Raw genomic sequence first — 24,689 nt, 5'->3', positions numbered from 1 at the left:
CGGCGGCTCTCCGTGCCGACACGAATTCCCGCAGGGCGGGCCACGGCTGTCAGGGGCGCCCGGCTCGTCGACTCCCGTCGCGGTGCCCGCGGTGTCGTGACGGCAGCACTTCGGCCCGCCGGGCGGGCCGGCGGGCCGAAGTGGGGGCTGCTGATCAGGCGAACTCGCGTAGCGAGGGCCAGAGTTGGGACCACGGTGTGTGCGGGTCCTGGCAGAGCCAGAGCTGTTTGCCCTGCTCGGAGTTCTTCACCCCGTAGCCGTTGTCGACGGTGCCCACCTGGCGCACGGTGGTGAACTCGGCGCGCAGCTTGGCCTCGTCGCCGCCGACGTACAGCACGACGCCGGCGGTGTCCGGCGGCGGGCCGAAGTACCAGGCACCGCGCTGCGGGCTGTAGACCTTCGGCAGGCCGAGGGCCGGACCGTAACGTTCCAGTGCGCCCTCGGCCCAGAAGGTGTCGGTCACGACCACCGCCTGTCGCTGCTCGTCGGCGGGCAGCGCGTGGTAGGCGGCGGCGACCGTGTGGGAGAGCTGCGGCCAGCCGATGGTGTCGGCGGCCGCGAAGTTGACGGCCTGCAGGGGGCCGGTGGCCGAGCCGAGCGGATAGAGCGGCAGTTCGGCCACCGCGACCACCGCGGAGATCACGAAGGCGATCCGGCTGAACGCCCAGCGCCAGCCGCGAGCGGCCGGTCTGTGCTGTAGCGAGACCGCGCCCGCCGCCCAGAGCACCGGGAACAGCCCGGCGACGTAGTACTCCCGGCCGTCGGTGACCAGGAAGAACGCGGTCGTACCCACTGCGGCCCAGCCGAGGAAGCGGTAGGTCCGCAGCTCCTCCATCCGCAGCAGCCGCCACAGGCCGGCGCACATCAGGAGCATCAGGGGGAAGCCGGCGAAGGCCAACGCCAGTGGCAGGAAGAGGACCTGACCGCCGAAGAGGCGGTCGTCCTCGGCCGCGATCACGCTGGTCATCTGCGACTGCGGCCAGCCGTGCTGGGCCTGCCAGAGCAGGCTCGGCGCCGTTACCAGCACCGTGAAGGCACCGGCGGCCCACAGCGCGGGCCGGGTGAGCAACTCGCGCGGGCCCACCGCGGCCACCGCGACGAGCAGGGTCAGCAGGAAGACGCCGACCAGGTACTTGTTCTGCAGACCCAGCGCCGCTGCCAGGCCGAGCCAGAGCAGCAGCTTGTCGTCGCGCAGTCGGATCCAGCGCACCAGCAGCCAGCTGATCAGTGTCCAGAAGAAGACGTCCAGGGTCGGGGTGATCATCAGGTGGCCGAAGACCACGACGATCGGCGACACGGCGAACGCGCCCGCACTGAGCAGTTGGGCTCGCCGCTGTCCGCCCAGCTCCCGGGCGATCAGGGCGCAGAGCACCACGCCCACCCCGCTCAGCAGGGTGGCGGGCAGTCGCAGCACCACCAGGTTGCCCGGGGCCAGCGTGTCCAGGACGTGCGAGAGCAGTGGCACCAGCGGCGGCTGGTCGGCGTAACCCCAGGCGAGGCGCTTGCCGGCGGCGAGGAAGTACAGCTCGTCGCCGTAGTAGCCGTATCTGGCGCTGGTCGCCAGCAGCGCCAGGGTGAGGATGCCGGCGATGATCGCCACTGGCCGCAGGGCGAGCGGTTCGCAGCCGGCCGGCGGCTGTTCGGAATTCGATGTCTCCGTCGCGGGCGCCGGGGCCGGGACCGCGGCGGGGTCAGTTGCTTGGCTCAAGGTTCCTCCACTCCTCCACGGTGGTCAGTCCAGCGCTCGCTTGCGGAAGCCGCGGATGCCGAGCAGCCCGTACAGCAGGCAGGCCGCCGCGAGCGCGGCGGCGTCGATCCAGAGCGGGATCGAGTGCAGGTCGGCGCGTGGGATCAGGGCGGCCCGCATCCCCTCGCTGACGTAGGTCAGCGGGTTGAGCGCGCAGAGCACCTGGAACGGCCGCACGCTGGCGAGGCCGAACCACGGGAACTGGGTGGCACCGGTGAACATCAGCGGGGTCAGCACCACGGTGATGATGATGCTGATGTGCCGCGACTCGACCGCCGTTCCGATGGTCATCCCCAGCGTGGCGCCGGCCAGTGAGCCGAGCGCGAGCACGCCGGTGATCGGCAGCAGGCTCGACAACGGCCAGGACACGCCGTCCAGCAGCAGGAAGCCGATCGGGATCATCACGGCGGCGGCGATCATGCCGCGGACCGCCCCGAAGACCAGCTTCTCCACCGCGACCAGGGCGAGCGGGATCGGGGAGAGCAGCCGGTCCTCGATCTCCTTGGTGAACGAGAAGTCCACGATGAGCGGGAAGGCCGTGTTCTGCAGGGCCACCAGGAAGGCGCTCAGCGCCACCACGCCGGGCAGCAGCACCTGCTGGAAGCCGTGGCCGGCGTAGCCGAGACCGGTCAGGACCTTGCCGAAGACGAACAGGATGAAGAACGGCTCCACCACGACCTGGGCCAGGAACGGCACCAGTTCGCGGCCCGTGACGAAGATGTCCCGCCAGAGGATGAAGAAGAACGCCCGGGCCGCGGCACTGCCGGCGCGGGTACCGCCGTGGGTGTCGCCGCCGCTGAGTGGCATGGTGGACGTGGTGCTGCTCAACGGAGTTCCCTCCCGGTCAGTTCGATGAAGACGTCCTCCAGGGTCAGCTTGGCGAGAGACACGTCGTCGAGGTCGCAGTGCAGTTCGGCGAGGACACCGACGACGGCGGGCAGCGCCGCCGTGGGCTGGCCGGTGGTGTAGATCCGCAGTCGCGTGGCGTTCGGGGCGGGGGTGTCGGTGGCGGTCCCGTCGGCGGCCGGCTCGGCGGGCCCGACGGTCTCGACCCGTTCGACCCCGCTGGTCTTCTCCAGCGCCCGGACCACGTCGTTCTGGTCCTCCGGGGTGGGGGTGCGCAGCGAGACGGTCAGGCTGCCGGTGCCGCGGAGCGACTCGGTGAGCGCCTGCGGCGAGTCGAGCGCCAGCAGCTTGCCGTGATCGACGATGCCGACCCGGTCGCAGAGCTTGGCGGCCTCCTCCATGTCGTGGGTGGTGATCACGACGGTGACCCCGCCCGCGCTCAGCTCGGCCACCCGCTCGTGGATGAAGAGCCGGGACTGCGGGTCGAGGCCGGTGGCCGGCTCGTCCAGGAAGAGCACCCGCGGTCGGTGCATCAGCGCGCGGGCGATCATCACCCGCTGGGCCTGGCCGCCGGAGAGCTCGTCCACCCGGGCCTTGCCGTGGTCGGTGAGGCCCACCCACTCCAGGCTCCCGTCGGCCAGCCGGTTGCGCTCGGCCCGGCCCATGCCGTGGTAGCCGGCGTGGAAGAGCAGGTTCTGGCGGATGGTCAGGGAGCGGTCGAGGTTGTTCCGCTGCGGGACGACCGCGAACGTCCGGTGGGCGGTGGCCGGGTCGGCCGCCACGTCGACCCCGAGGATGGTGACCCGTCCCGAGGTCGGGGCCACCCGGGTCGTCATGACGCCCACCGTGGTCGACTTGCCGGCGCCGTTCGGGCCGAGCAGGCCGAACACCTCGCCGGGGCTGACACTGAAGCTGAGGTCGTCCACCGCGGGTTGTTCGCGATTGCGGTATCTCTTGACCAGCCGGTCGACGACGACGGCGGCGGAATCCACGTCCTGTGGTGCGCGTGCTGTATTCATTGATGCCTGCGAATCGGGCGGGACGCGATAACGGCGGCATGAGAGCTGCGCGGCGAGGAGTTCACGCGCATCCTGATACGACGTCATGCGCCGGATGAAATGGGGACACGGAACTGCGTCCACCATGTATAGCATGATGGCCACTTGGGTAGGCCTGCCGCGATCCGCGGCCCCCCTGAAACAGGGGGGCTAGGGGGAGGGTAGGGGATGCCCCCGGCTGTGGGCCGCTGCTAGCGTGGCGGAGCAGCAATTATGTTCCACTGGTCCACCGGGAATATCGGCCGGCAACGGCACGACGAACCGGCGGACGAGCGCGAACACCGATACCGGAACTGTGCGGGACGCCGATGTCGGAATAGTCAGGGAGTCTTTCCCGGGCGGGCGGGGAGCTGCGGGCGCGCGCTATTCATCACGAATCAATTGGTGGTCGATCAATTGGTGGTCATGCCCGATCCGCTCGGCGACGTGTTCAGACGTCGCGCAGCGACCGGCACGACCCTCACGGCCGGTTCAGGGGTGTGACGGACAACGTGGAGAACGAAGAGAAGCTCCTCGACTACCTCAAGCGGGCGACCGCCGACCTGCGTGAGGCCCGCCGGCGGCTTCGCGAGCTCGAGGAGCAGGAGCCCGAGCCGATCGCCATCGTCGGTATGGCCTGCCGCTACCCGGGTGGCGTGCGCTCTCCCGAGGACCTCTGGCGGCTCGTCGCGACCGGCGCCGACGGCGTCTCCGGCTTCCCCGACGACCGTGGCTGGGACCTGGCCGCCCTGGCCGCCGACGACCCCGAGCAGCCCGGCAGCTCGTACACCCGCGAGGGCGGGTTCCTGCACGACGCCGCCCAGTTCGACCCCGACTTCTTCAACATCTCGCCGCGCGAGGCGCTGGCGATGGACCCGCAGCAGCGGCTGCTGCTGGAGACCTCCTGGGAGGCCTTCGAGCGTGCCGGCATCGACCCCGACTCGGTGCGTGGCAGCGCCACCGGCGTCTTCACGGGCGTGATGTACCACGACTACGCCTCCCGGCTGCTGGACGTCCCCGAGGGCGTCGCGGGCTACCTGGGCAACGGCAACTCGGGCAGCGTCGCCTCGGGTCGGGTGGCCTACGTGCTGGGCCTGGAGGGCCCGGCGGTCACCGTCGACACCGCCTGCTCCTCCTCGCTGGTCGCGCTGCACTGGGCGGTCCAGGCGCTGCGGGCCGGCGAGTGCTCGCTGGCGCTGGCCGGCGGCGTCGCGGTGATGTCCACCCCCAACGCCTTCGTCGACTTCAGCCGCCAGCGCGGGCTCGCGGCCGACGGCCGCTGCAAGTCCTTCGCGGCGGCGGCGGACGGCACCGGCTGGGGCGAGGGCGTCGGCATGCTGCTCGTCGAGAAGCTCGCCGACGCCCAGCGCAACGGTCATCCGGTGCTGGCGATCGTGCGCGGCTCGGCCGTCAACCAGGACGGCGCCAGCAGTGGGCTGACCGCCCCCAACGGACCGGCGCAGCAGCGGGTGATCCGCCAGGCGCTGGCCTCCGCGCGGCTGACCGGCCAGCAGGTCGACGCCGTCGAGGCGCACGGTACGGGAACCCGGCTGGGTGACCCGATCGAGGCGCAGGCGCTGCTGGCGACGTATGGACAGGACCGTCAACGACCCCTGTGGCTGGGCTCGTTGAAGTCGAACATCGGTCACACCCAGGCGGCGGCGGGCGTCGGTGGCATCATCAAGATGGTGCTGGCGATGCGGCACGGCGTGCTGCCCAAGACCCTGCACGTGGACGAGCCGACCCCGCACGTGGACTGGTCGGCGGGTGCGGTGGAACTGCTCACCGAGGCGCGGGACTGGCCGGAGACCGGTCGGCCGCGCCGGGCGGCGGTGTCGTCGTTCGGCGTCAGCGGGACCAACGCGCACGTGATCGTCGAGCAGGGGCCGGTGCTGGATCGCGCCGCGCGGGTGGCGGGCCCGGTCGGGCGGCCCCTGCCGCTGGTGGTCTCCGGGCGGGACGAGACGTCCCTGCGCGCCCAGGCGGGGCGGCTGCGGGAGCACCTGGCCGGTGACGCCGACCTCGACGTGGCGGACCTGGGCTTCTCGCTGGCCACCTCCCGGGCGGCCCTCAAGCAGCGGGCCGCGCTGCTCGTTCGTGACCGCGACGAGGCGCTGGCGGCGATCGAGGCGCTGGAGAGCGGCGGGTCGGCGGCGCGCGCGGTGCTGGGGAGCGCGGGGTCGGCGGGTCGGCTGGCGTTCCTCTTCGCGGGCCAGGGGAGTCAGCGGGCCGGGATGGGTGCCGAGTTGTACGGCTCGTTCCCGGTGTTCGCGGCGGCGTTCGATGCCGTGTGCGCGGAGCTGGACGGGCACCTGGACCGGTCGCTGAAGGATGTCGTCTTCGCGGGTGAGCGGATCGACGAGACCGGCTGCACCCAGCCCGCGCTCTTCGCCGTCGAGGTGGCGCTGTTCCGGCTGGTCGAGTCGTGGGGTGTGAAGCCGGACTTCCTGGCGGGTCACTCGATCGGTGAGTTGGCGGCCGCGCATGTGGCGGGTGTGTTGTCGCTGGCGGACGCGGCGAAGCTGGTGGCGGCGCGTGGTCGGTTGATGCAGGCGCTGCCGGCCGGTGGTGCGATGGTGGCGGTGCAGGCGTCCGAGGACGAGGTGCTGCCGCTGCTGTCCGGTGAATTGGGGATCGCGGCGGTCAACGGGCCGTCCTCGGTGGTGCTTTCGGGTGCCGAGGCGGCGGTGCTGGCGGTTGCCGGCAAGCTGGCGGAGCAGGGTCGTAAGACGAAGCGGCTGACGGTGAGCCACGCGTTCCACTCGCCGTTGATGGACCCGATGTTGGCCGAGTTCCGTGCGGTGGCCGAGGGGTTGGAGTTCCACGAGCCGAAGATCCCGATCGTCTCGACGCTCGACCAGGCCGCGGACCTGACCTCGCCCGAGTACTGGGTGCGCCACGTCCGCGAGGCGGTGCGCTTCGCCGATGCCGTGCGGGCCCTGGAGGGCGAGGGCGTTCGGAGCTTCCTGGAGCTGGGGCCGGACGGGACGCTCTCCGCCCTCGGGCAGGAGTGCGTGACCGAGGAGGCGGTGTTCGCGCCGGTGCTGCGGCGGGATCGTGCGGAGGTGGAGACGTTCACCGCCGGCCTGGCCCAGCTGTACGTGCGCGGGGTCCGGCTCGACTGGTCCGCCGTCTTCGCGGGCACCGACGCCAGGCGGGTCGATCTGCCGACCTATGCCTTCCAGCGGGAGCGCTACTGGCTGGACGCCGGTGTCGCCCCCGGTGGCGATGTCACCGCGTCCGGTCTCGGGTCGGTCGATCACCCTCTGCTGGGCGCCGTGGTCGCGCTGCCCGACGCGGACGGTCTCCTGCTCTTCGGGCGGTTGTCGCTCGACGCGCAGCCCTGGCTGGCCGACCACGCGCTGGCGGGCAGCGTGCTGCTGCCGGGGACGGCGTTCGTGGAGCTGGCGGTGGCGGCCGGCGACCAGGTGGGTTGCGGCCTGCTGGAGGAGCTGGCGCTGGAGGCGCCGCTCGTCGTCCCGGCGGTGGGCGCGCTCCGGCTGTGCCTGGCGGTGGGTGAGCCGGACGGCTCGGGGCGTCGGCCGCTGAGCGTGTACTCGCGGGCCGAGGACGCTGAGCAGGACGAGCCGTGGACCCGGCACGCGGACGGCCTGCTGGCGGTCGGCGGTGCCCAGGCGCCGGGCTTCGAGCTGGCGCAGTGGCCGCCGGCCGGCGCGGAGCCGGTCTCCGTCGAGTCGGTGTACGCCGATTTCGCCCTGGCCGGGTTCGGTTACGGTCCGGTGTTCCAGGGCCTGCGGGCGGCCTGGCGTCGGGACGGTGAGTTGTTCGCCGAGGTGGCGTTGCCGGAGGGGAGCCGGTCGGAGGCGGGTCTGTTCGGTCTGCACCCGGCGCTGTTGGATGCCTCGCTGCACGCCATCGGTCTGGGCGGCCTGGTGGAGGAGACGGGTCAGGGTCGGCTGCCGTTCGCGTGGTCGGGTGTGTCGCTGTTCGCCGCCGGTGCGGCCGAGCTGCGGGTGCGGCTGTCGGCCGTCGGTGCGGACGCGGTGTCGCTGGCGGTGGCCGACGGGACCGGTGCGCCGGTGGCGTCGGTCGACTCGCTGGTCCTGCGGCCGTTCTCCGCCGAGCAGTTGGCGGGTTCCGGTTCCGGTGGGCGGCATGAGGCGCTGTTCCGTTCGGAGTGGACGGGCGTGGCGCTGCCGTCGGCCGGGTCACTCGGTGTGGTGGCGGTGCTGGGCGAGGACGACCTCGGGTTCGCGGACGCGGTGCCGTTCGAGGAGCTGGGCGAGCTGGCGGAGGCCGTGCCGGACACGATCGTGGTGCCGGTGCGGCCGGAGTCGGGTGATGTGGCGACCGCCACGCACGCCTCCGTGCACCGGGTGCTCGCGCTCGTCCAGCGCTGGTTGGCGGAGGAGACGTTCCGCGAGTCCCGCTTGGTGGTGGTGACTCGCGGGGCGACCGGCGGTGATCTCCCGTCGGCTGCCGTGTGGGGTCTGGTGCGCTCGGCGCAGTCGGAGAACCCGGGCCGGATCGTGCTGGTCGACCTGGACGAGGAGGCCGGCTCGCTGGCCGCCCTGTCGCGGGCGATCGACGCCGGCGAGCCACAGCTGGCGCTGCGGGCGGGCGAGGCGTTCGCGCCGCGTCTGGCGCGGGTGCCGGCGAGCGTCGAGGTGACGCCCGTGGCCCTGGACCCTGAGGGCACGGTGCTGCTCACGGGCGCGACGGGTTCGCTGGGCGGGCTGTTCGCCCGGCACCTGGTGACCGAGTACGGGGCTCGGCGGCTGCTGCTGGTCTCGCGTCGGGGCGAAGCGGCCGAGGGCGCGGCGGAGTTGGCCGCCGACCTGGCGGCGCTGGGTGCCGAGGCGCGGTTCGCGGCCTGTGACGTGTCCGACCGTGCCGCGCTGGCCGAGTTGGTGGACTCGCTGGAGCACCCGCTCACCGCCGTGGTGCACACCGCCGGCGTGCTGGACGACGGTGTGTTCTCCTCCCTCAGCCCCGAGCGGGTCGACGCCGTGCTGCGGCCGAAGGTGGACGCGGCCTGGCACCTGCACGAACTGACGACAAGTCGGAAACTTGCCGCCTTCGTGCTGTTCTCCTCGGCTGCCGGGGTGTTCGGCGCGGCCGGCCAGGGCAACTACGCGGCGGCCAACAGCTTCCTGGACGCGCTCGCCGAGCACCGCCGCTCCGCCGGCCTGCCGGCGACGTCGCTGGCCTGGGGCCTGTGGGCCGAGGACGGCGGCATGGCGGCCGACGTCGAGCGGATGGCCCGTGGCGGGGTGCTGCCGCTCTCGTCGGCGGAGGGCCTGGCCCTGTTCGACGCCTCGATGCTGTCGGACGAGCCGGTGCTGGTACCGGTCCGGCTGGACCAGGCCGGTCTGCGGGCCCAGGCCGAGGCGGGCACGCTGCCGTCCCTGCTGCGCGGCCTGGTCCGGTCGCCGATGCGCCGTGCCGCCTCCGCCGCCTCCACCGAGACCTCCGCGCTCGGCGCGCGGCTCGCCGGCCTGCCCCCGCAGGAACAGGAAGCCCTGCTCCTCGACCTGGTCCGGACCCACGCCGCGGCCGTGCTGGGGCACGGCGGTCCGGAGGCGGTCGACCCGACCCGGGCCTTCCGCGAGTTGGGCTTCGACTCGCTCAGCGCCCTCGAGCTGCGCAACAGCCTCAACGCGGTGACCGTCCTGCGGCTGCCGGCCACCCTGGTCTTCGACCACCCCAACCCGCACGCCCTCGCCCGGCAGCTGCGGGCCGAACTCGTCGGCGGCGCCGGGCCCGACCAGCGGGACGGTTCCGCCGCCGTGGTCGCGTCGGCCGACGACGACCCGATCGCCATCGTCGCCATGAGCTGCCGGTTCCCCGGCGGGGTCTCCTCGCCCGAGGAACTGTGGCAACTGGTCGCCGACGGGCGGGACGCGGTCTCCGGCTTCCCCGAGGACCGCGGCTGGGACATCGAGCGCCTCTACCACCCGGACCCGGAGCACCCCGGCACCTCGTACACCCGTGAGGGCGGGTTCCTGCACGACGCCGCCGAGTTCGACCCGACGTTCTTCGGCATCAGCCCGCGCGAGGCGCTGGCCACCGACCCGCAGCAGCGGCTGCTGCTGGAGACCTCCTGGGAGGCCTTCGAGCGGGCCGGTATCGACCCGGCCGCCCTGCGCGGCAGCCGGACCGGTGTCTTCGTCGGCGTGATGTACCACGACTACGCCACCCGTCTGCAGGACGACCCGGCCGCCGGCGAGGGCTACCTGGGCGGCGGCGACACGGGCAGCGTCGCCTCGGGACGACTCTCCTACACGTTCGGGCTCGAGGGCCCGGCGGTGACCGTCGACACCGCGTGCTCGTCCTCGCTGGTCGCGCTGCACTGGGCGATCCAGGCGCTGCGCAGCGGGGAGTGCACGATGGCGCTGGCCGGTGGCGTCACCGTGATGGCCACCCCGGCGACGTTCGTGGGCTTCAGCCGCCAGCGCGGCCTGTCGCCCGACGGCCGCTGCCGGGCGTTCTCGGACGACGCGGACGGCACGGGCTGGGGCGAGGGCGTCGGCATGCTGCTGGTCGAGCGGCTCAGTGACGCGCGGCGCAACGGGCACCCGGTGCTGGCGATCGTGCGGGGCAGCGCGGTCAACCAGGACGGCGCGAGCAACGGCCTGACGGCGCCGAACGGTCCGTCCCAGCAGCGGGTGATCCGCCAGGCGCTGGCGAACGCCGGGCTGACGGCGGCCCAGGTCGACGCGGTCGAGGCGCACGGGACGGGTACCTCGCTGGGCGACCCGATCGAGGCGCAGGCCCTGCTGGCCACCTACGGCCGGGAACACACCGAGGACCAGCCGCTCTGGCTCGGCTCGATCAAGTCGAACCTGGGCCACACCCAGGCCGCCGCCGGCGTGGCGGGTGTGATCAAGATGGTCATGGCGATGCGCCACGGGGTGCTGCCGCGGACCCTGCACGTCGCCGAGCCGTCCACGCACGTGGACTGGACCGCGGGTGCGGTGGAACTGCTCACCGAGGCGCGGGAGTGGCCGGAGACCGGCCGGCCGCGCCGGGCCGCCGTCTCCTCCTTCGGGATCAGCGGCACCAACGCGCACACCGTCATCGAGCAGCCCCCGGGTGTCGAGGAGGCGCCGGAGCGGCCCGCGGTGGCCGGTCGTACGCCGGTGCTCCCGCTCGTGCTGTCGGGCCGGACGCCGGAGGCCCTGCGTGGCCAGGCGGCCAGGCTGCGGGACCATCTCGCTTCCCGTCCGGAGCTGGCGACGGTGGACCTCGGCTACTCGCTGGCGACCGCACGGGCGGGATTCGACCACCGTGCCGCGCTGGTGGTGCGCGACCGCGCGGAGCTGTCGCGCGGGCTGGAGCTGCTGGCGAGCGGAGAGCTGCCGGCCGAGGCGGCCGTCGGTGTCGGGACGGTCGGCGGCAGGTCGGCCTTCCTCTTCACCGGTCAGGGGAGCCAGCGGGCCGGCATGGCCGAGGAGTTGTACGCCGCGTTCCCGGTGTTCGCGGCGGCGTACGACGCCGTGTGCGCGGAGCTGGACCGGCACCTGGTGCGGCCGCTGAAGGACGCGGACGCGCTGATCGACGAGACCGCCTACACGCAGCCCGCCCTCTTCGCCCTCGAGGTGGCGCTGTTCCGCCTGGTCGAGTCCTGGGGCGTGCGGCCGGACTTCCTGGCCGGGCACTCGGTCGGCGAGCTGGCCGCCGCGCACGTCGCGGGCGTCCTCTCGCTCGCCGACGCCGCCGAGCTGGTGGCCGCGCGCGGTCGCCTGATGCAGGCGCTGCCGGCGGGCGGTGCGATGGTCTCCGTCCAGGCCGGCGAGGAGGACGTGCTGCCGCTGCTCGCGGGCCGGGAGCACGAGATCGGCCTCGCCGCCGTCAACGGGCCGACCTCCGTGGTGCTTTCGGGCACCGAGCGGGCCGTCCTGGAGGTGGCCGAGAAGCTGGCGGCGGACGGGCACAGGACGAAGCGGCTGACCGTCAGCCATGCTTTCCACTCGCCGCTGATGGACCCGATGCTGGAGGAGTTCCGCACGGTCGCCGAGGGCCTGACCTTCGCGGAGCCCCGGATCCCTATCATCTCCACGCTGACCGGCAGGGTTGCCACCGCCGAGGAGCTGTGCTCGCCCGAGTACTGGGTGCGGCACGTGCGCGGGGCCGTCCGGTTCCGCGACGCGGTGCGGGTCCTGGAGAGCGAAGGCGTCCGCGTCTTCGTGGAGTTGGGCCCGGACGGCACGCTCTGCGCGATGGCGCAGGACTGCCTGGTCGAGGAGACCGCGACGCTGCTGACGCCGCTGCTGCGGCGCGACCGCGGGGCGACCGAGACGGTCGCCACGGCCCTGGGACGCCTGCACGTGCGCGGGGTCCGGGTCGACTGGGCCGCGCTGTACGCGGGGACCGGGGCGCGGTTCGTCGAGCTGCCCACCTACGCGTTCCAGCGCGAGCGCTACTGGCCCCGGCCGCAGACCGGCTGGGTCGGTGACGTCGCCTCGGCCGGTCTGGGGTCGGCGGATCACCCGCTGCTGGGCGCCTCGCTGGCGCTCGCGGATGCGGACGGCCATGTCCTCACCGGCCGGCTCGCGCTGGACGGCCACCCGTGGCTGGCCGATCACGCGGTGGCCGGCACGGTGCTGCTGCCGGGGACGGCCTTCGTGGAGCTGGCGATCCGGGCCGGCGACCAGGTCGGCTGCGACCTGGTCGAGGAGTTGACGCTGGAGGCGCCGCTGGTGCTGCCGGCCAGGGGCGCGGTGCAGGTGCAGGTGGCGGTCGGGGCGCCCGACGAGGCGGGCCGGCGTGCCATCAGCCTGTACTCGCGGGCCGAGGACGCCGAGCCCGACCAGCCGTGGACCCGGCACGCGGACGGTCTGCTGGCGGTCGGCGGTGCCCAGGCGCCGGGCTTCGAGCTGGCGCAGTGGCCGCCGGCCGGCGCGGAGCCGGTCTCCGTCGAGTCGGTGTACGCCGATTTCGCGGCGGCTGGCTTCGGCTATGGTCCGGCCTTCCAGGGCCTGCGGGCGGCTTGGCGTCGGGACGGTGAGTTGTTCGCCGAGGTGGCGTTGCCGGAGGGGAGCCGGTCGGAGGCGGGTCTGTTCGGTCTGCACCCGGCGTTGTTGGATGCCGCGTTGCACGCGATCGGTCTGGGCGGCCTGGTGGAGGAGACGGGTCAGGGTCGGCTGCCGTTCGCGTGGTCGGGTGTGTCGCTGCATGCGGCCGGTGCGGCCGAGCTGCGGGTGCGGCTGTCGGCCGTCGGTGCGGACGCGGTGTCGCTGGCGGTGGCCGACGGGACCGGTGCGCCGGTGGCGTCGGTCGACTCGCTGGTCCTGCGGCCGTTCTCCGCCGAGCAGTTGGCGGGTTCCGGTGGGCGGCACGAGGCGCTGTTCCGTTGCGAGTGGACGAGCGTGGCGCTGCCCGACGCCGGTTCGCTCGGAGTGGTGGCGGTGCTCGGCGAGGACGACCTCGGCTTGACGGGCGCCGAGCGGTTCGACGACCTGGCGACGCTGAGCGAGGTCCTGCCGGACACGGTCGTGGTGCCGGTGGCGCCGGCCACCGCCCCGGACCTGGCCGCGGCCACCCACCAGGCTGTCCACCGTGCGCTGGAGCTGCTGCAGACGTGGCTCGCCGAGGACGCGTTCGCGGACTCGCGGTTGGTCGTGGTGACGCGTGGCGCGGTGGCCGCCGGTGACGGAGAGGACGTTCGCGACCTGGCCGCGGCCGCCGTCTGGGGTCTGGTGCGGTCCGCGCAGGCGGAGAACCCGGGCCGGATCGTGCTGGTCGACCTTCCCCCGGTCGCCGGCCCGGGGACACCTCCCGGCCGTCGGGCCGGGGGCGGGTACCCCCATGAGGACGCGGCCTCACCGGCCCTGCTCGCCGCCGCCGTCGACGCGGGCGAGCCGCAGCTCGCGCTGCGCGCCGGTGCGGCGCTCGCCCCGCGCCTGGCGGCGGTGGCCACCGACGAACCCGAGGTGGCCCCGGAGTACGACACCACCGGCACGGTCCTGGTGACCGGTGCGACCGGCTCGCTCGGTCGGGCGGTGGCCCGGCACCTGGTGGCCCGGCACCACGTGCGGCACCTGCTGCTGGTCTCGCGACGTGGTGAAGCGGCACCGGGGGCGGCGGAGCTGGCCGCCGAGCTGGCGGAGCTGGGCGCGACGGCCCGGTTCGCGGCCTGTGACGTGTCCGACCGTGCCGCACTGGCCGAGCTGCTGGGGACCGAGCTGGAGCACCCGCTGACCGCCGTGGTGCACACCGCCGGTGTGCTGGACGACGGTGTGGTGTCCTCGCTCACCCCGGACCGGATCGACACGGTGCTGCGACCGAAGGTGGACGCGGCCTGGCTCCTGCATGATCTGACGAAGCATCAGAAACTCGCGGCCTTCGTGCTGTTCTCCTCCGCCGCCGGTGTCTTCGGCAACGCCGGCCAGGCCAACTACGCCGCCGCCAACGCCTTCCTGGACGCGCTCGCGCAGCATCGGCACGCCGCCGGTCTGCCCGCGACCTCCCTCGCCTGGGGCCTGTGGGCCGAGGACGGCGGGGGCATGGCGGGCGAGCTGGCCGGGGCCGACTCCCGCAGGATGACGCGCGGTGTGGCGGCGCTGTCGGTGGAGGAGGGCCTGGCGCTGCTCGACACGGCCCTCGGCCTGCCGGACCCGGTGCTGCTGCCGGCCCGCCTGGACCTGGCCCAACTGCGCTCCCGCGCAGCGGAGTCGGGCGAGGTGCCCGCGCTGCTGCGGGGCCTGATCCGCCAGCCGGCCCGGCGCGCGGTCGGGACCGCGGAGACCGACCCGGGCGCCGCGCTGGTGCGGCAGCTGACCGCTCTGGCCGCGGACGAGCAGGAGCGCATCCTCCTGGAGCTGGTGCGCGGGCAGGTCGCGGCGGTGCTCGGCTACACCGGTGCCGCCGCCGTCCAGCCGACCGCGGGCTTCCGCGAGTTGGGCTTCGACTCGCTGACCGCCGTCGAGCTGCGCAACCGCCTGAACGCGGTGACCGGCCTGCGGCTGCCGGCCACCGTGGTCTTCGACTACCCGAGCCCGGCCGAGCTGGTCGGACAGCTGCGCACCGCGCTGCCGCTGGACGGGCAGGCGGCCGGGGCGGGCGTCTTCGCCGAGCTGGATCGGCTGGCCGAGGCCCTGGCGGCCACCCCCACCGACGAGGAGACCGGGACGCGGGTCACCCTGCGCCTCCAGGCCCTGCTCGCACAGTGGCGGGACCACGTCGGTGCCGACCAGCGCCCGGCCGAGGACGACAGCGACATCGAATCGGCCACCGACGACGAGCTGTTCGACCTGCTCGACGACGAGCTCGAAACCTCCTGACCCGGGCTCCCGGCCCCACTACGCAGGCGCGACCCTTTTTCCGCGAGGAACGGACGAGATGGTGAACGAGGACAAGCTGCGCGACTACCTCAAGCGCGCCACCGCTGATCTGCGGAACGCTCGCCGGCGGCTGCGGGAGCTGGAGGAGCGCGACCAGGAGCCGATCGCGATCGTCGGCATGAGCTGCCGCTACCCCGGCGGTGTGTCCTCCCCGGAGGAGCTGTGGCAGCTGGTGGCGGACGGCGGCGACGCCATCGGGGGCTTCCCGACCGACCGTGGCTGGGAGGTCGAGTCGCTGATCGACGACGACCCGGACCAGCAGGGCACCAGCTACGTCAGCCAGGGCGGCTTCCTGCACGACGCCTGCGAGTTCGACCCGGCGTTCTTCGGGATCTCGCCGCGTGAGGCGCTGGCGATGGACCCGCAGCAGCGGCTGCTGCTGGAGGCGTCCTGGGAGGCGTTCGAGCGGGCCGGCATCGACCCGACCGGGCTCAAGGGCAGCCGGACCGGCATCTTCGCCGGCCTCATGTACCACGAGTACGCCAGCCGGCTCAGCTCGGTGCCGGAGGGCGTCGAGGGCCACCTGGGTACCGGCAGCTTCGGCAGCGTCGCCTCGGGGCGGGTCTCCTACACGCTGGGCCTGGAGGGCCCGGCGGTGACCGTCGACACGGCTTGCTCCTCCTCGCTGGTCGCCCTGCACCTGGCCGTGCAGGCGCTGCGCACTGGGGAGTGCACGCTCGCGCTGGCCGGTGGTGTGACCGTGATGGCCACGCCCGGCACCTTCGTGGAGTTCAGCCGGCAGCGCGGTCTGGCCACCGACGGCCGGTGCAAGGCGTTCTCGGACGACGCGGACGGCACCGGCTGGGGCGAGGGTGTCGGCATGCTGCTCGTCGAGCGGCTCTCCGACGCCCGGCGCAACGGGCACCCGGTGCTGGCGATCGTCCGCGGCTCGGCGATCAACCAGGACGGCGCCAGCAACGGCCTCACCGCGCCCAACGGCCCCTCCCAGCAGCGGGTGATCCGCCAGGCACTGGCCTCCGCCGGTCTGACGCCGGCCCAGGTCGACGCGGTCGAGGCGCACGGCACCGGCACCACGCTCGGCGACCCGATCGAGGCGCAGGCCCTGCTGGCCACCTACGGCCAGGAGCGGGCGGACGGACGGCCCCTCTGGCTCGGTTCGTTGAAGTCCAACATCGGCCACACCCAGGCGGCTGCGGGTGTCGGCGGCATCATCAAGATGGTGATGGCGATGCGGCACGGCGTGCTGCCGCAGACCCTGCACGTCACCGAGCCGTCCACGCACGTGGACTGGTCGGCCGGCGCGGTGGAGCTGCTGAGCCAGGCACGGGAGTGGCCGCAGACCGGGCAGCCGCGCCGGGCCGCCGTCTCCTCCTTCGGCTTCAGCGGCACCAACGCGCACGTGATCGTCGAGCAGGCGCCGGAGGCCGTGGAGGAGCCGCCGGCACAGGAGCGACCGCTGACCGAGGCGCCGGTCGCGGCGATCGCCACCGCCGTGCTGCCGTGGCCGGTGTCGGCCCGGGGCGAAGCGGGGCTGCGCGGGCAGGCGGCCCGGCTGTCCGCCTTCGCGGCCGGCGAGCCGACGCCGGACGCGCTGGCCGTCGGTCTCTCGCTGGCGGTCGGCCGGGCCGAACTGGAGCACCGGGCCGTGGTGCTCGGCACCGACCTCGCCGAGCTGGGTCGCGGGCTGGAGACGCTCGCCAACGGCGGCGTCGCGGCCGACGTGGTCGAAGGAGTGGCCCGGCCCGTCGGCAAGGTGGCGTTCGTCTTCCCCGGGCAGGGCTCGCAGTGGGCCGAGATGGGCGCTCAGCTGTGGGACCAGTCGCCGGTGTTCCGCACCGCGATCCAGGACTGCGCCGCGGCCCTCGCGCCGTTCACCGACTGGTCGTTGGAGGACGTGCTGCTCGGCCGCGCCGGTACCCGGTGGCTGGACCGGGTCGAGGTCGTGCAGCCGGTGCTGTGGGCCGTGATGGTCTCGCTCGCCGAGGTCTGGCGGGCCTCCGGCGTCGAGCCCGCGCTGGTGGTGGGCCACTCGCAGGGCGAGATCGCCGCCGCGGTGCTGGCCGGCGTGCTGTCGCTGGCCGACGGCGCCAAGGTCGTCGCGCTGCGCAGCCAGGCGATCGCCGCCGGCCTCGAGGGCCACGGCGGCATGGTCTCGCTCGCGCTGCCGGTGGACGCCGCGCGGGAGCGGCTGGCCTCCTGGGGCGAGCAGCGGATCTCGGTGGCGGCCGTCAACGGCCCGACCTCGGTGGTCGTCTCGGGTGAGCCGGCGGCGCTGGACGAACTGCTCGCCGTCTGTGAGGCGGACGGGGTCCGGGCCCGCCGAGTGCAGGTCAGCTACGCCTCGCACTCCGCCCAGGTCGAGTCCCTGCGCGACGAGCTGCGCACGGCCCTGGCCGGGATCATCCCGCGCGCCGGCCGGATCCCGCTGCTCTCCACCGTGACCGGCGAGCTGCTCGACGGCACCGCGATGGACGCCGAGTACTGGTACACCAACCTCCGCTCGACCGTGCGGTTCGGCGACGCCGTCCAGGCGGCCGTGGCCGCGCACGGCATCGACGGCTTCGTCGAGGTCAGCGCGCACCCGGTGCTGCTGACCGGACTGCAGGAGTGCCTGGAGGAGGCCGGCGCGCCGGCGATGACCGTGGGCACGCTGCGGCGCGGCGAGGGCGGCGCCCGCCGGATGGCGGCCTCCCTCGCCGAGGCGTGGGTGCGCGGCATCGCGGTGGACTGGCAGGCCGCCGTCTTCGCGGGCACCGGGGCGCAGCGCGTCGAGCTGCCCACCTACGCCTTCCAGCGCGCCCGCTACTGGCTGGACGCACCCGCCGCCCTGGCCGCCCAGTCCCGGGAGACGGTCCTCGACCCGGCCGAGGCGGAGTTCTGGGCCGCCGTGGAGGACGAGGACCTGGCCGCCGTGGCCGGCTCGCTGGACCTCGCCGACGACGCCCCGCTCAGCGCGGTGCTGCCGGCACTGTCGTCCTGGCGGCGGCAGATGCGGGAGCGGTCGGTGGTGGACGGCTGGCGCTACCGGATCGTCTGGCAGCCGCTGGCGGAGCTGCCGGCGCCGGTGCTCTCCGGCACCTGGGTGCTCGTGGTGCCCGAGGCGCTGGCCGGCGACACGTGGGTGGCCGACACCGCCCAGGCGCTGGCCGGCCACGGTGCCGACGTGCGGCACCTGGCGGTCGGGCCGGCGGACCTGGACCGCGACGCGCTGGCCGGGCGGCTGCGCGCCGAACTCCCCGAGGGCGTCGCACCCGCCGGGGTGCTGTCGCTGCTCGGCCTGGTCGAGCAGAGCTGCCCGGACCACCCGGCCGTGCCGTTCGGTCTGGCCGGATCGATGACCCTGCTCCAGGCGCTGGCCGACGTCGAGATCGAGACGCCGGTGTGGACCGCCACGCGCGGCGCGGTGGCGGTGAACGGTGCCGAGCGGCTGACCGGGCCCGCGCAGGCTCTGGTCTGGGGCCTGGGCCGGGTGGCCGCGCTGGAGGACGCGCAGCGCTGGGGCGGTCTGCTGGACCTGCCCGAGCGGCTGGACGAGCGGGCCCTGAAGCGCCTGGTCGGGGTGCTGGCCGGCACCGGTGGCGAGGACCAGCTCGCCCTCCGGAACACCGGCGTGTACGCCCGCCGACTGGTGCACGCGCCGGCCGGACCGGCGCCGGCCGAGCAGTGGCAGCCGAGCGGCACCGTCCTGATCACCGGTGGTACCGGCGCGCTGGGCGCGCACGTGGCCCGCTGGCTGGCCGGCAACGGTGCCCGGCACCTGCTGCTCACCAGCCGCCGTGGACCGGACGCCGAAGGTGCCGCCGAGCTGCGCGAGGAACTCACCGCTCTCGGCGCCCAGGTGACGATCACCTCGTGCGACGTGTCGGACCGCGCGGCGCTGGCCGAGCTGCTGGCGGCCGTCCCGGCCGAACGACCGCTCACGGCCGTGATGCACACCGCCGCCGTGCTGGACGACGCGGTGATCCGGGCGCTCACCGCCGACCAGCTGGAGCGGGTGCTGCGGGTCAAGGTCAACTCCGCCCTGCACCTGCACGAGCTGACCCGTGACCTCGACCTGTCCGCCTTCGTGCTCTTCTCCTCCTTCGCCGCCACCTTCGGCGCCCCCGGCCAGGGCAACTACGCGCCCGGGAACGCCTTCCTGGACGCGCTGGCCGAGCAGCGCCGCGCCGACGGCCTGCCCGCCACCTCGGTGGCCTGGGGGCCGTGGGGCGAGGGCGGAATGGCGGCCGAGGGCGGCATCGGCGACCGGATGCGCCGGCACGGCATCCTGGAGATGACGCCCGACCTGGCCGTGACCGCCCTCCAGCAGGCGCTGGACCAGGGCGAGACCGTACTGACCGTCACCGACATCGACTGGCAGCGCTTCGCGCTCGCCTTCACCTCGGGCCGGGTCCGGCCGCTGCTGTTCGACGTGCCCGAGGCGGTGAGGGCCCTGGAGAGCAGCGCGGGCGGCGCCGACGGTCAGGAGAGCGCCGGTGGCGGCCTCGTCGCACGGCTCGCCGGTCTCCCGGCGGCCGAGCGTGAACGCGTCCTGCTGGACCTGGTCACCTCCCACGTCGCGGCCGCGCTGGGCTACCCGGGCCCGGAGGCGGTGGACACCGGCAGGGCGTTCAAGGAGCTGGGCTTCGACTCGCTGACCGCCGTGGAGCTGCGCAACCGACTCGGCGCGGCCGCCGGGATCAAGCTCCCGGCCACCCTGATCTACGACCACCCCAACGCCGTCGCACTGGTCCGCCACCTCGACGAGGAGCTCTCGGGCGCCGTGGGCGGTGCCGTCGCCCCGGTCGTGGTGAGGGCGGCCGCCGACGACGAGCCGATCGCGATCGTCGGCATGAGCTGCCGTTTCCCCGGCGGGGTGTCCTCGCCCGAGGACTTGTGGCAGCTGCTGGTCAACGCCGGGGACGCCCTGTCGGAGTTCCCCGCCGACCGTGGCTGGGACCTCGACACGGTCTTCAACGCGGACCGCGACCACCAGGGCACCTCCTACATCCGCCAGGGCGGCTTCCTGCACGACGCGAGCCGGTTCGACGCCGCCTTCTTCGGCATCTCGCCGCGTGAGGCACTGGCGATGGACCCGCAGCAGCGGCTGCTGCTGGAGACCTCCTGGGAGGCCTTCGAGCGGGCCGGCATCGACCCGGCCACGCTGCGCGGCAGCCGGACCGGCGTCTTCGCCGGCACCAACGGTTCGGACTACCTCGGCCTGCTGGCCGGTGCGGCCCAGTCGGTGGAGGGCCATGTCGCCACCGGCACGGCGGCCAGCGTGGTGTCGGGCCGCGTCTCGTACCTGTTCGGCCTCGAAGGCCCGGCGATGACCGTGGACACCGCCTGCTCGGCCTCGCTGGTGGCCCTGCACCTGGCCGTGCAGTCGCTGCGGAACGGCGAGTGCGAGCTGGCGCTTGCCGGTGGTGTCACCGTGATGTCCACCCCGGGTACGTTCGTCGAGTTCAGCCGTCAGCAGGGCCTGGCCTCCGACGGCCGCTGCAAGCCGTTCTCGGCCGCCGCGGACGGTTTCACGCCCTCCGAGGGCGTCGGCATGCTGCTGGTCGAGCGGCTCTCGGACGCCCGGCGCAACGGCCACCCGGTGCTGGCCGTCGTCCGTGGTTCGGCGATCAACCAGGACGGCGCGAGCAACGGTCTGACCGCTCCCAACGGGCCCAGCCAGCAGCGGGTGATCCGCCAGGCGCTGGCGAACGCCGGGCTGACGGCGGCCCAGGTGGACGCCGTCGAGGCGCACGGCACGGGCACCTCGCTCGGTGACCCGATCGAGGCCCAGGCGCTGCTCGCCACCTACGGCAAGGACCGGCCCGAGGGCCGGCCGCTGTGGCTCGGCTCGATCAAGTCGAACATCGGCCACGCCCAGGCGGCGGCCGGCCTGGCCGGTGTCATCAAGATGGTGCTGGCGATGCGGCACGGCGTGCTGCCGGAGAGCATCCACATCGACGAGCCCACCCCGCAGGTGGACTGGTCGGTGGGCGCGGTGGAACTGCTGACCGAGGCCCGGGAGTGGCCGCGGACGGACCAGCCCCGTCGGGCGGGCATCTCCTCGTTCGGGTTCAGTGGCACGAACGCGCACGTGATCATCGAGCAGGAGCCGGTCGCGGAGGAGCCGGTCGCGCGGGCCGAGGTGGAGCCGGACGGGAGCCCGGCGGTCGCCGCCCCGGTGGTGCCGTGGGTGCTGTCGGGCCGCGGCGAGGAGGCGTTGCGCGGTCAGGCGGCGCGGCTGCGGGCCTTCGCGGCGGGTGAGCCGGAACCGGACATGCTGGGTGTCGGCCTCTCCCTGGCGGTGAGCCGTACGGTGCTGGAGCACCGGGCCGTGGTCCTGGGCGCGGACGCCGCCGAGCTGGGTCGTGGTCTGGCGGCGCTGGCCACCGGCGGACCGGATGCGCACGTGGTGCAGGGTGCGGCGGGTTCCCCGGGGAAGGTGGCGTTCGTCTTCCCGGGGCAGGGTTCGCAGTGGGCCGAGATGGCGGTGGAGTTGCTGGAGTGCTCCGCGGTGTTCGCGGAGCGGATGGGGGAGTGCGCGGCGGCGTTGGCGCCGTTCGCGGATGGCTGGTCGCTGTTGGAGGTCGTCCGTGGCGAGGCCGGCGATGGCTGGCTGGAGCGGGTCGATGTGGTGCAGCCGGTGTTGTGGGCGGTGATGGTGTCGCTCGCGGAGGTCTGGCGCGGGGCGGGAGTCGAGCCCTCCGTGGTGGTCGGGCATTCGCAGGGTGAGATCGCGGCGGCCGTCGTCGCGGGTGCGCTCTCGCTGGAGGACGGCGCGCGGGTGGTGGCGTTGCGCAGTCGGGCGATCGCCGGTGGTCTGGCGGGCCTCGGCGGGATGGTGTCGGTGGCGCTGCCGGTCGAGGCGGTGCGTGAGCGGCTCGTGGTGTGGGGTGAGGAGCGGATCTCGGTGGCGGCGGTGAACGGGCCGTCGTCGGTGGTCGTCTCCGGTGAGCCGGCCGCGCTGGACGAGCTGTTGGCCTCCTGCGAGGCGGACGGTGTGCGGGCGCGTCGGGTGCCGGTGGACTACGCCTCGCACTCGGCGCAGGTCGAGTCGATCCGCGAGGAGCTCCTCGGGGCTCTGGCGGGGATCGAACCTCGGGCCGGCCAGGTGCCGCTGCTGTCCACGGTGACCGCCGAACTGACGGACGGCTCGGGCATGGACGCCGAGTACTGGTACACCAACCTCCGTCGGACCGTGCGTCTGCAGGAGGTGACCGAATCGCTTCTCGGCACCGGCTGTGGGACGTTCATCGAGGTCAGCCCGCACCCGGTGCTGGTGATGGCGCTCCAGGAGAGCATCGAGGCGGCGAACCGCGACGCGGTGGCCTTCGGTACGCTGCGCCGCGGCGAGGGGGATGCCCGCCGGGTGCTGGCCTCCTTCGCGCAGGCGTGGGTGCGCGGCATCGCGGTGGACTGGCGGGCCGCTGTCTTCGCCGGCACCGGGGCGCAGCGCGTCGAACTGCCCACCTACGCCTTCCAGCGCCGCCGCTACTGGCCCGAGGCGGCCAGGCCGGAGGAGTCGGCCGGGCAGGTCGGCAACGACCCGGTGGAGGCGGCGTTCTGGGAGGTCGTCGAGAACGAGGACCTGGAGGCGCTGGCCGGTTCGCTCGACCTGGGCGGGGACGCCCCGCTGAGCACCGTCCTGCCCGCGCTCTCCTCCTGGCGGCGGCAGCGCCGCGAGCAGTCCACCGTCGACGGCTGGCGCTACCGGGTCACCTGGCAGCCGCTGGGCGACCTGCCGGCGGCGGCGAGCCTCGCCGGCACCTGGGCGGTCGTCGTGCCCGAAGGGCTGGCGGAGGACGACTGGGTGGCCGACATCGCCCGGGTGCTGGCCCAACACGGCGCCGAGGTCCGCACGTTCAGCCTCGACGGGCGTGACCTGGACCGGGAGGTGCTGGTCGAGCTGCTCCGCAAGCAGCTGGGCGATGTGGTGGAGCTGACGGGCGTGCTGTCGCTGCTCGCGCTGGACGAGCGGCCGCACCGGGACCATCCGGGGCTGCCGCTCGGCCTGGCCGGGACCGTCGGGCTGGTCCAGGCACTCGGCGACGCCGGGTTCGAGGCTCCGCTGTGGTGCGCCACCAGGGGTGCGGTGGCGGTGAACCGTGCCGAGCGACCGGCGGGCCCCGCGCAGTCGCTGGTCTGGGGCCTGGGCCGGGTCGCGGCGCTCGAGCAGCCGCAGCGCTGGGGCGGTCTGGTGGACCTGCCCCCGACCCTGGGCGAGCGCTCCGACGAGCGCGCGCTGGACCGGCTGGTGAGCGTGCTGGCCGGCGCGGGGGTCGAGGACCAGCTCGCCGTGCGGGCCTCCGGGGTGTTCGTCCGCCGACTGGTGCACGCACCCGCGGGCCTCGCCCCGGCGGAGGGTTGGCGCCCGAGCGGGACCGTCCTGGTCACCGGCGGCACGGGAGCCCTCGGCGCGCACGTCGCCCGTTGGCTGGCCCACAACGGTGCCGGGCACCTGCTGCTCACCAGCCGTCGCGGCCCGGACGCCGAAGGCGCCACCGAGCTGCGCGAGGAACTCCTCGCCCTCGGCGCGCAGGTCACGATCGCCTCCTGCGACGCGGCCGATCGCGCCGCGCTCGCCGAACTCCTGGACGCCGTACCGGCGGAGCAGCCGCTCACCGCGGTCGTCCACACCGCGGGCGTCCTGGACGACGGGGTGCTCGACTCGCTGACGCCCGACCGCATCGCGGGCGTCCTGCGTCCGAAGGTGGACGCCGTACTCAACCTGCACGAGCTGACCAGGGAGTCGAACCTGACGGCGTTCGTCCTGTTCTCCGGCATCGCCGGCACGCTCGGCGACCCCGGCCAGGGCAACTACGCCGCCGCCAACGCCTTCCTGGACGCCTTCGCCGAGCACCGCCGGGCCGAGGGCCTGCCCGCCACCTCGGTGGCCTGGGGCCGGTGGGGCGAGACGGGCATGGCGGCCGACGGCCTGATCGGCGACCGCCTGGACCGTGCCGGACTGCCCGGCATGCCGCCGGCGGCGGCGATCGCCGCCCTGCAGCGGGCCCTGGACCTGGACGAGACCGTGGTCACGGTCGCCGACATCGCCTGGGAGCGCTTCGCGCCCGGCTTCACGGCCGTCCGCGCGTCCGCCCTGCTGGACGAGCTGCCCGCCGCCCGGCGCAGGGCTGACGGCGGCGAGTCCACGGCGCAGGCGGCGCCCACCGACACCGCTGACCTGCGCCGGCGCCTGGCGGAGATGGCGGAGCTGGAGCGTGAGCAGGCCGTCCTCGACCTGGTACGGGCCCACGCGGCGGCGGCGCTCGGACACGCGACGGTGGACGAGGTGGTCGGCGGCCGGGCCTTCAAGGAACTCGGACTCGACTCGCTGACCGCCCTGGAGCTGCGCAACCGACTCAGCGCCGCCACCGGGCTCCGGCTCCCGGCGACCCTGGTGTTCGACTTCCCGACTCCGGCCGCGTTGGCCGCCCGACTGCGGGCGGACCTGCTGCCCGCCGCCGGCGGAGACGGCGCGGCCTCGCTCGCCGACATCGACCGGCTGGAAGCCGCGCTGGCGGCGGTCTCCGAGGACGAGGACACCCGGGCGGACGTCGCCGCCCGCCTCCAGGCCCTGCTGACCCGGTGGAGCGGCGCTCCACGCGAGCGGGAGGCCGAGGCCCAGGTGACCGAGAAGCTGCAGTCGGCCTCGGCCGACGAGCTGTTCGCCTTCATCGACAACGAGTTGGGCATGGCCTGACGGGCCCGCGACAGCGGCCCGTCGTCAGTGCGGCCGCAAGGCCCCCGCGGCGCCGCACCGACGACCGGACCGGGCCCGGACCGGCCCGCAACTACCTGCAGCAGTGATCG

4 protein-coding genes and 1 pseudogene are annotated in these 24,689 nt (G+C 74.2%); 2 read left to right on the top strand and 3 right to left on the bottom strand.

What is annotated here, in order from left to right:
* Positions 1-154: 154 nt before the first annotated feature.
* Genes ACIGXM_RS22655 through ACIGXM_RS22645 form a run of 3 tightly spaced genes read right to left on the bottom strand, consistent with a single transcriptional unit; the run spans position 155 to position 3,612 of the window.
* The gene (locus ACIGXM_RS22655) at positions 155-1,708 is read right to left on the bottom strand and encodes an ArnT family glycosyltransferase (RefSeq protein ID WP_396563613.1); all 1,554 of its coding nucleotides are present in this window, start codon (positions 1,706-1,708) and stop codon (positions 155-157) included.
* 24 nt (positions 1,709-1,732) lie between these two features.
* Positions 1,733-2,575 (bottom strand): ABC transporter permease, encoded by an 843-nt coding sequence (locus ACIGXM_RS22650; RefSeq protein WP_396563611.1) that lies wholly within the window; start codon positions 2,573-2,575, stop codon positions 1,733-1,735.
* Complete coding sequence (locus ACIGXM_RS22645) at positions 2,572-3,612, bottom strand: ABC transporter ATP-binding protein (RefSeq protein ID WP_396563609.1); 1,041 nt, start codon at positions 3,610-3,612, stop codon at positions 2,572-2,574. Before ACIGXM_RS22645 ends, ACIGXM_RS22650 begins: the two co-directional genes overlap by 4 nt.
* Positions 3,613-4,187: 575 nt before the next feature.
* Here ACIGXM_RS22645 and ACIGXM_RS22640 point away from each other — a divergent pair.
* Together ACIGXM_RS22640 and ACIGXM_RS22635 are read left to right on the top strand one after the other, a co-directional pair.
* Positions 4,188-14,876 (top strand): annotated as a pseudogene (locus ACIGXM_RS22640) (type I polyketide synthase); the annotation flags it as partial.
* A gap of 58 nt (positions 14,877-14,934) precedes the next feature.
* Positions 14,935-24,579: a type I polyketide synthase gene (locus ACIGXM_RS22635; protein ID WP_396563607.1), complete on the top strand. Its 9,645-nt coding sequence runs from the start codon at positions 14,935-14,937 to the stop codon at positions 24,577-24,579.
* The last annotated feature ends 110 nt before the right edge of the window (positions 24,580-24,689 follow it).

Source organism: Kitasatospora sp. NPDC052896, assembly GCF_044547075.1.
Lineage (GTDB): Bacteria > Actinomycetota > Actinomycetes > Streptomycetales > Streptomycetaceae > Kitasatospora.
This window is presented reverse-complemented; position numbering and strand designations above follow the sequence as displayed.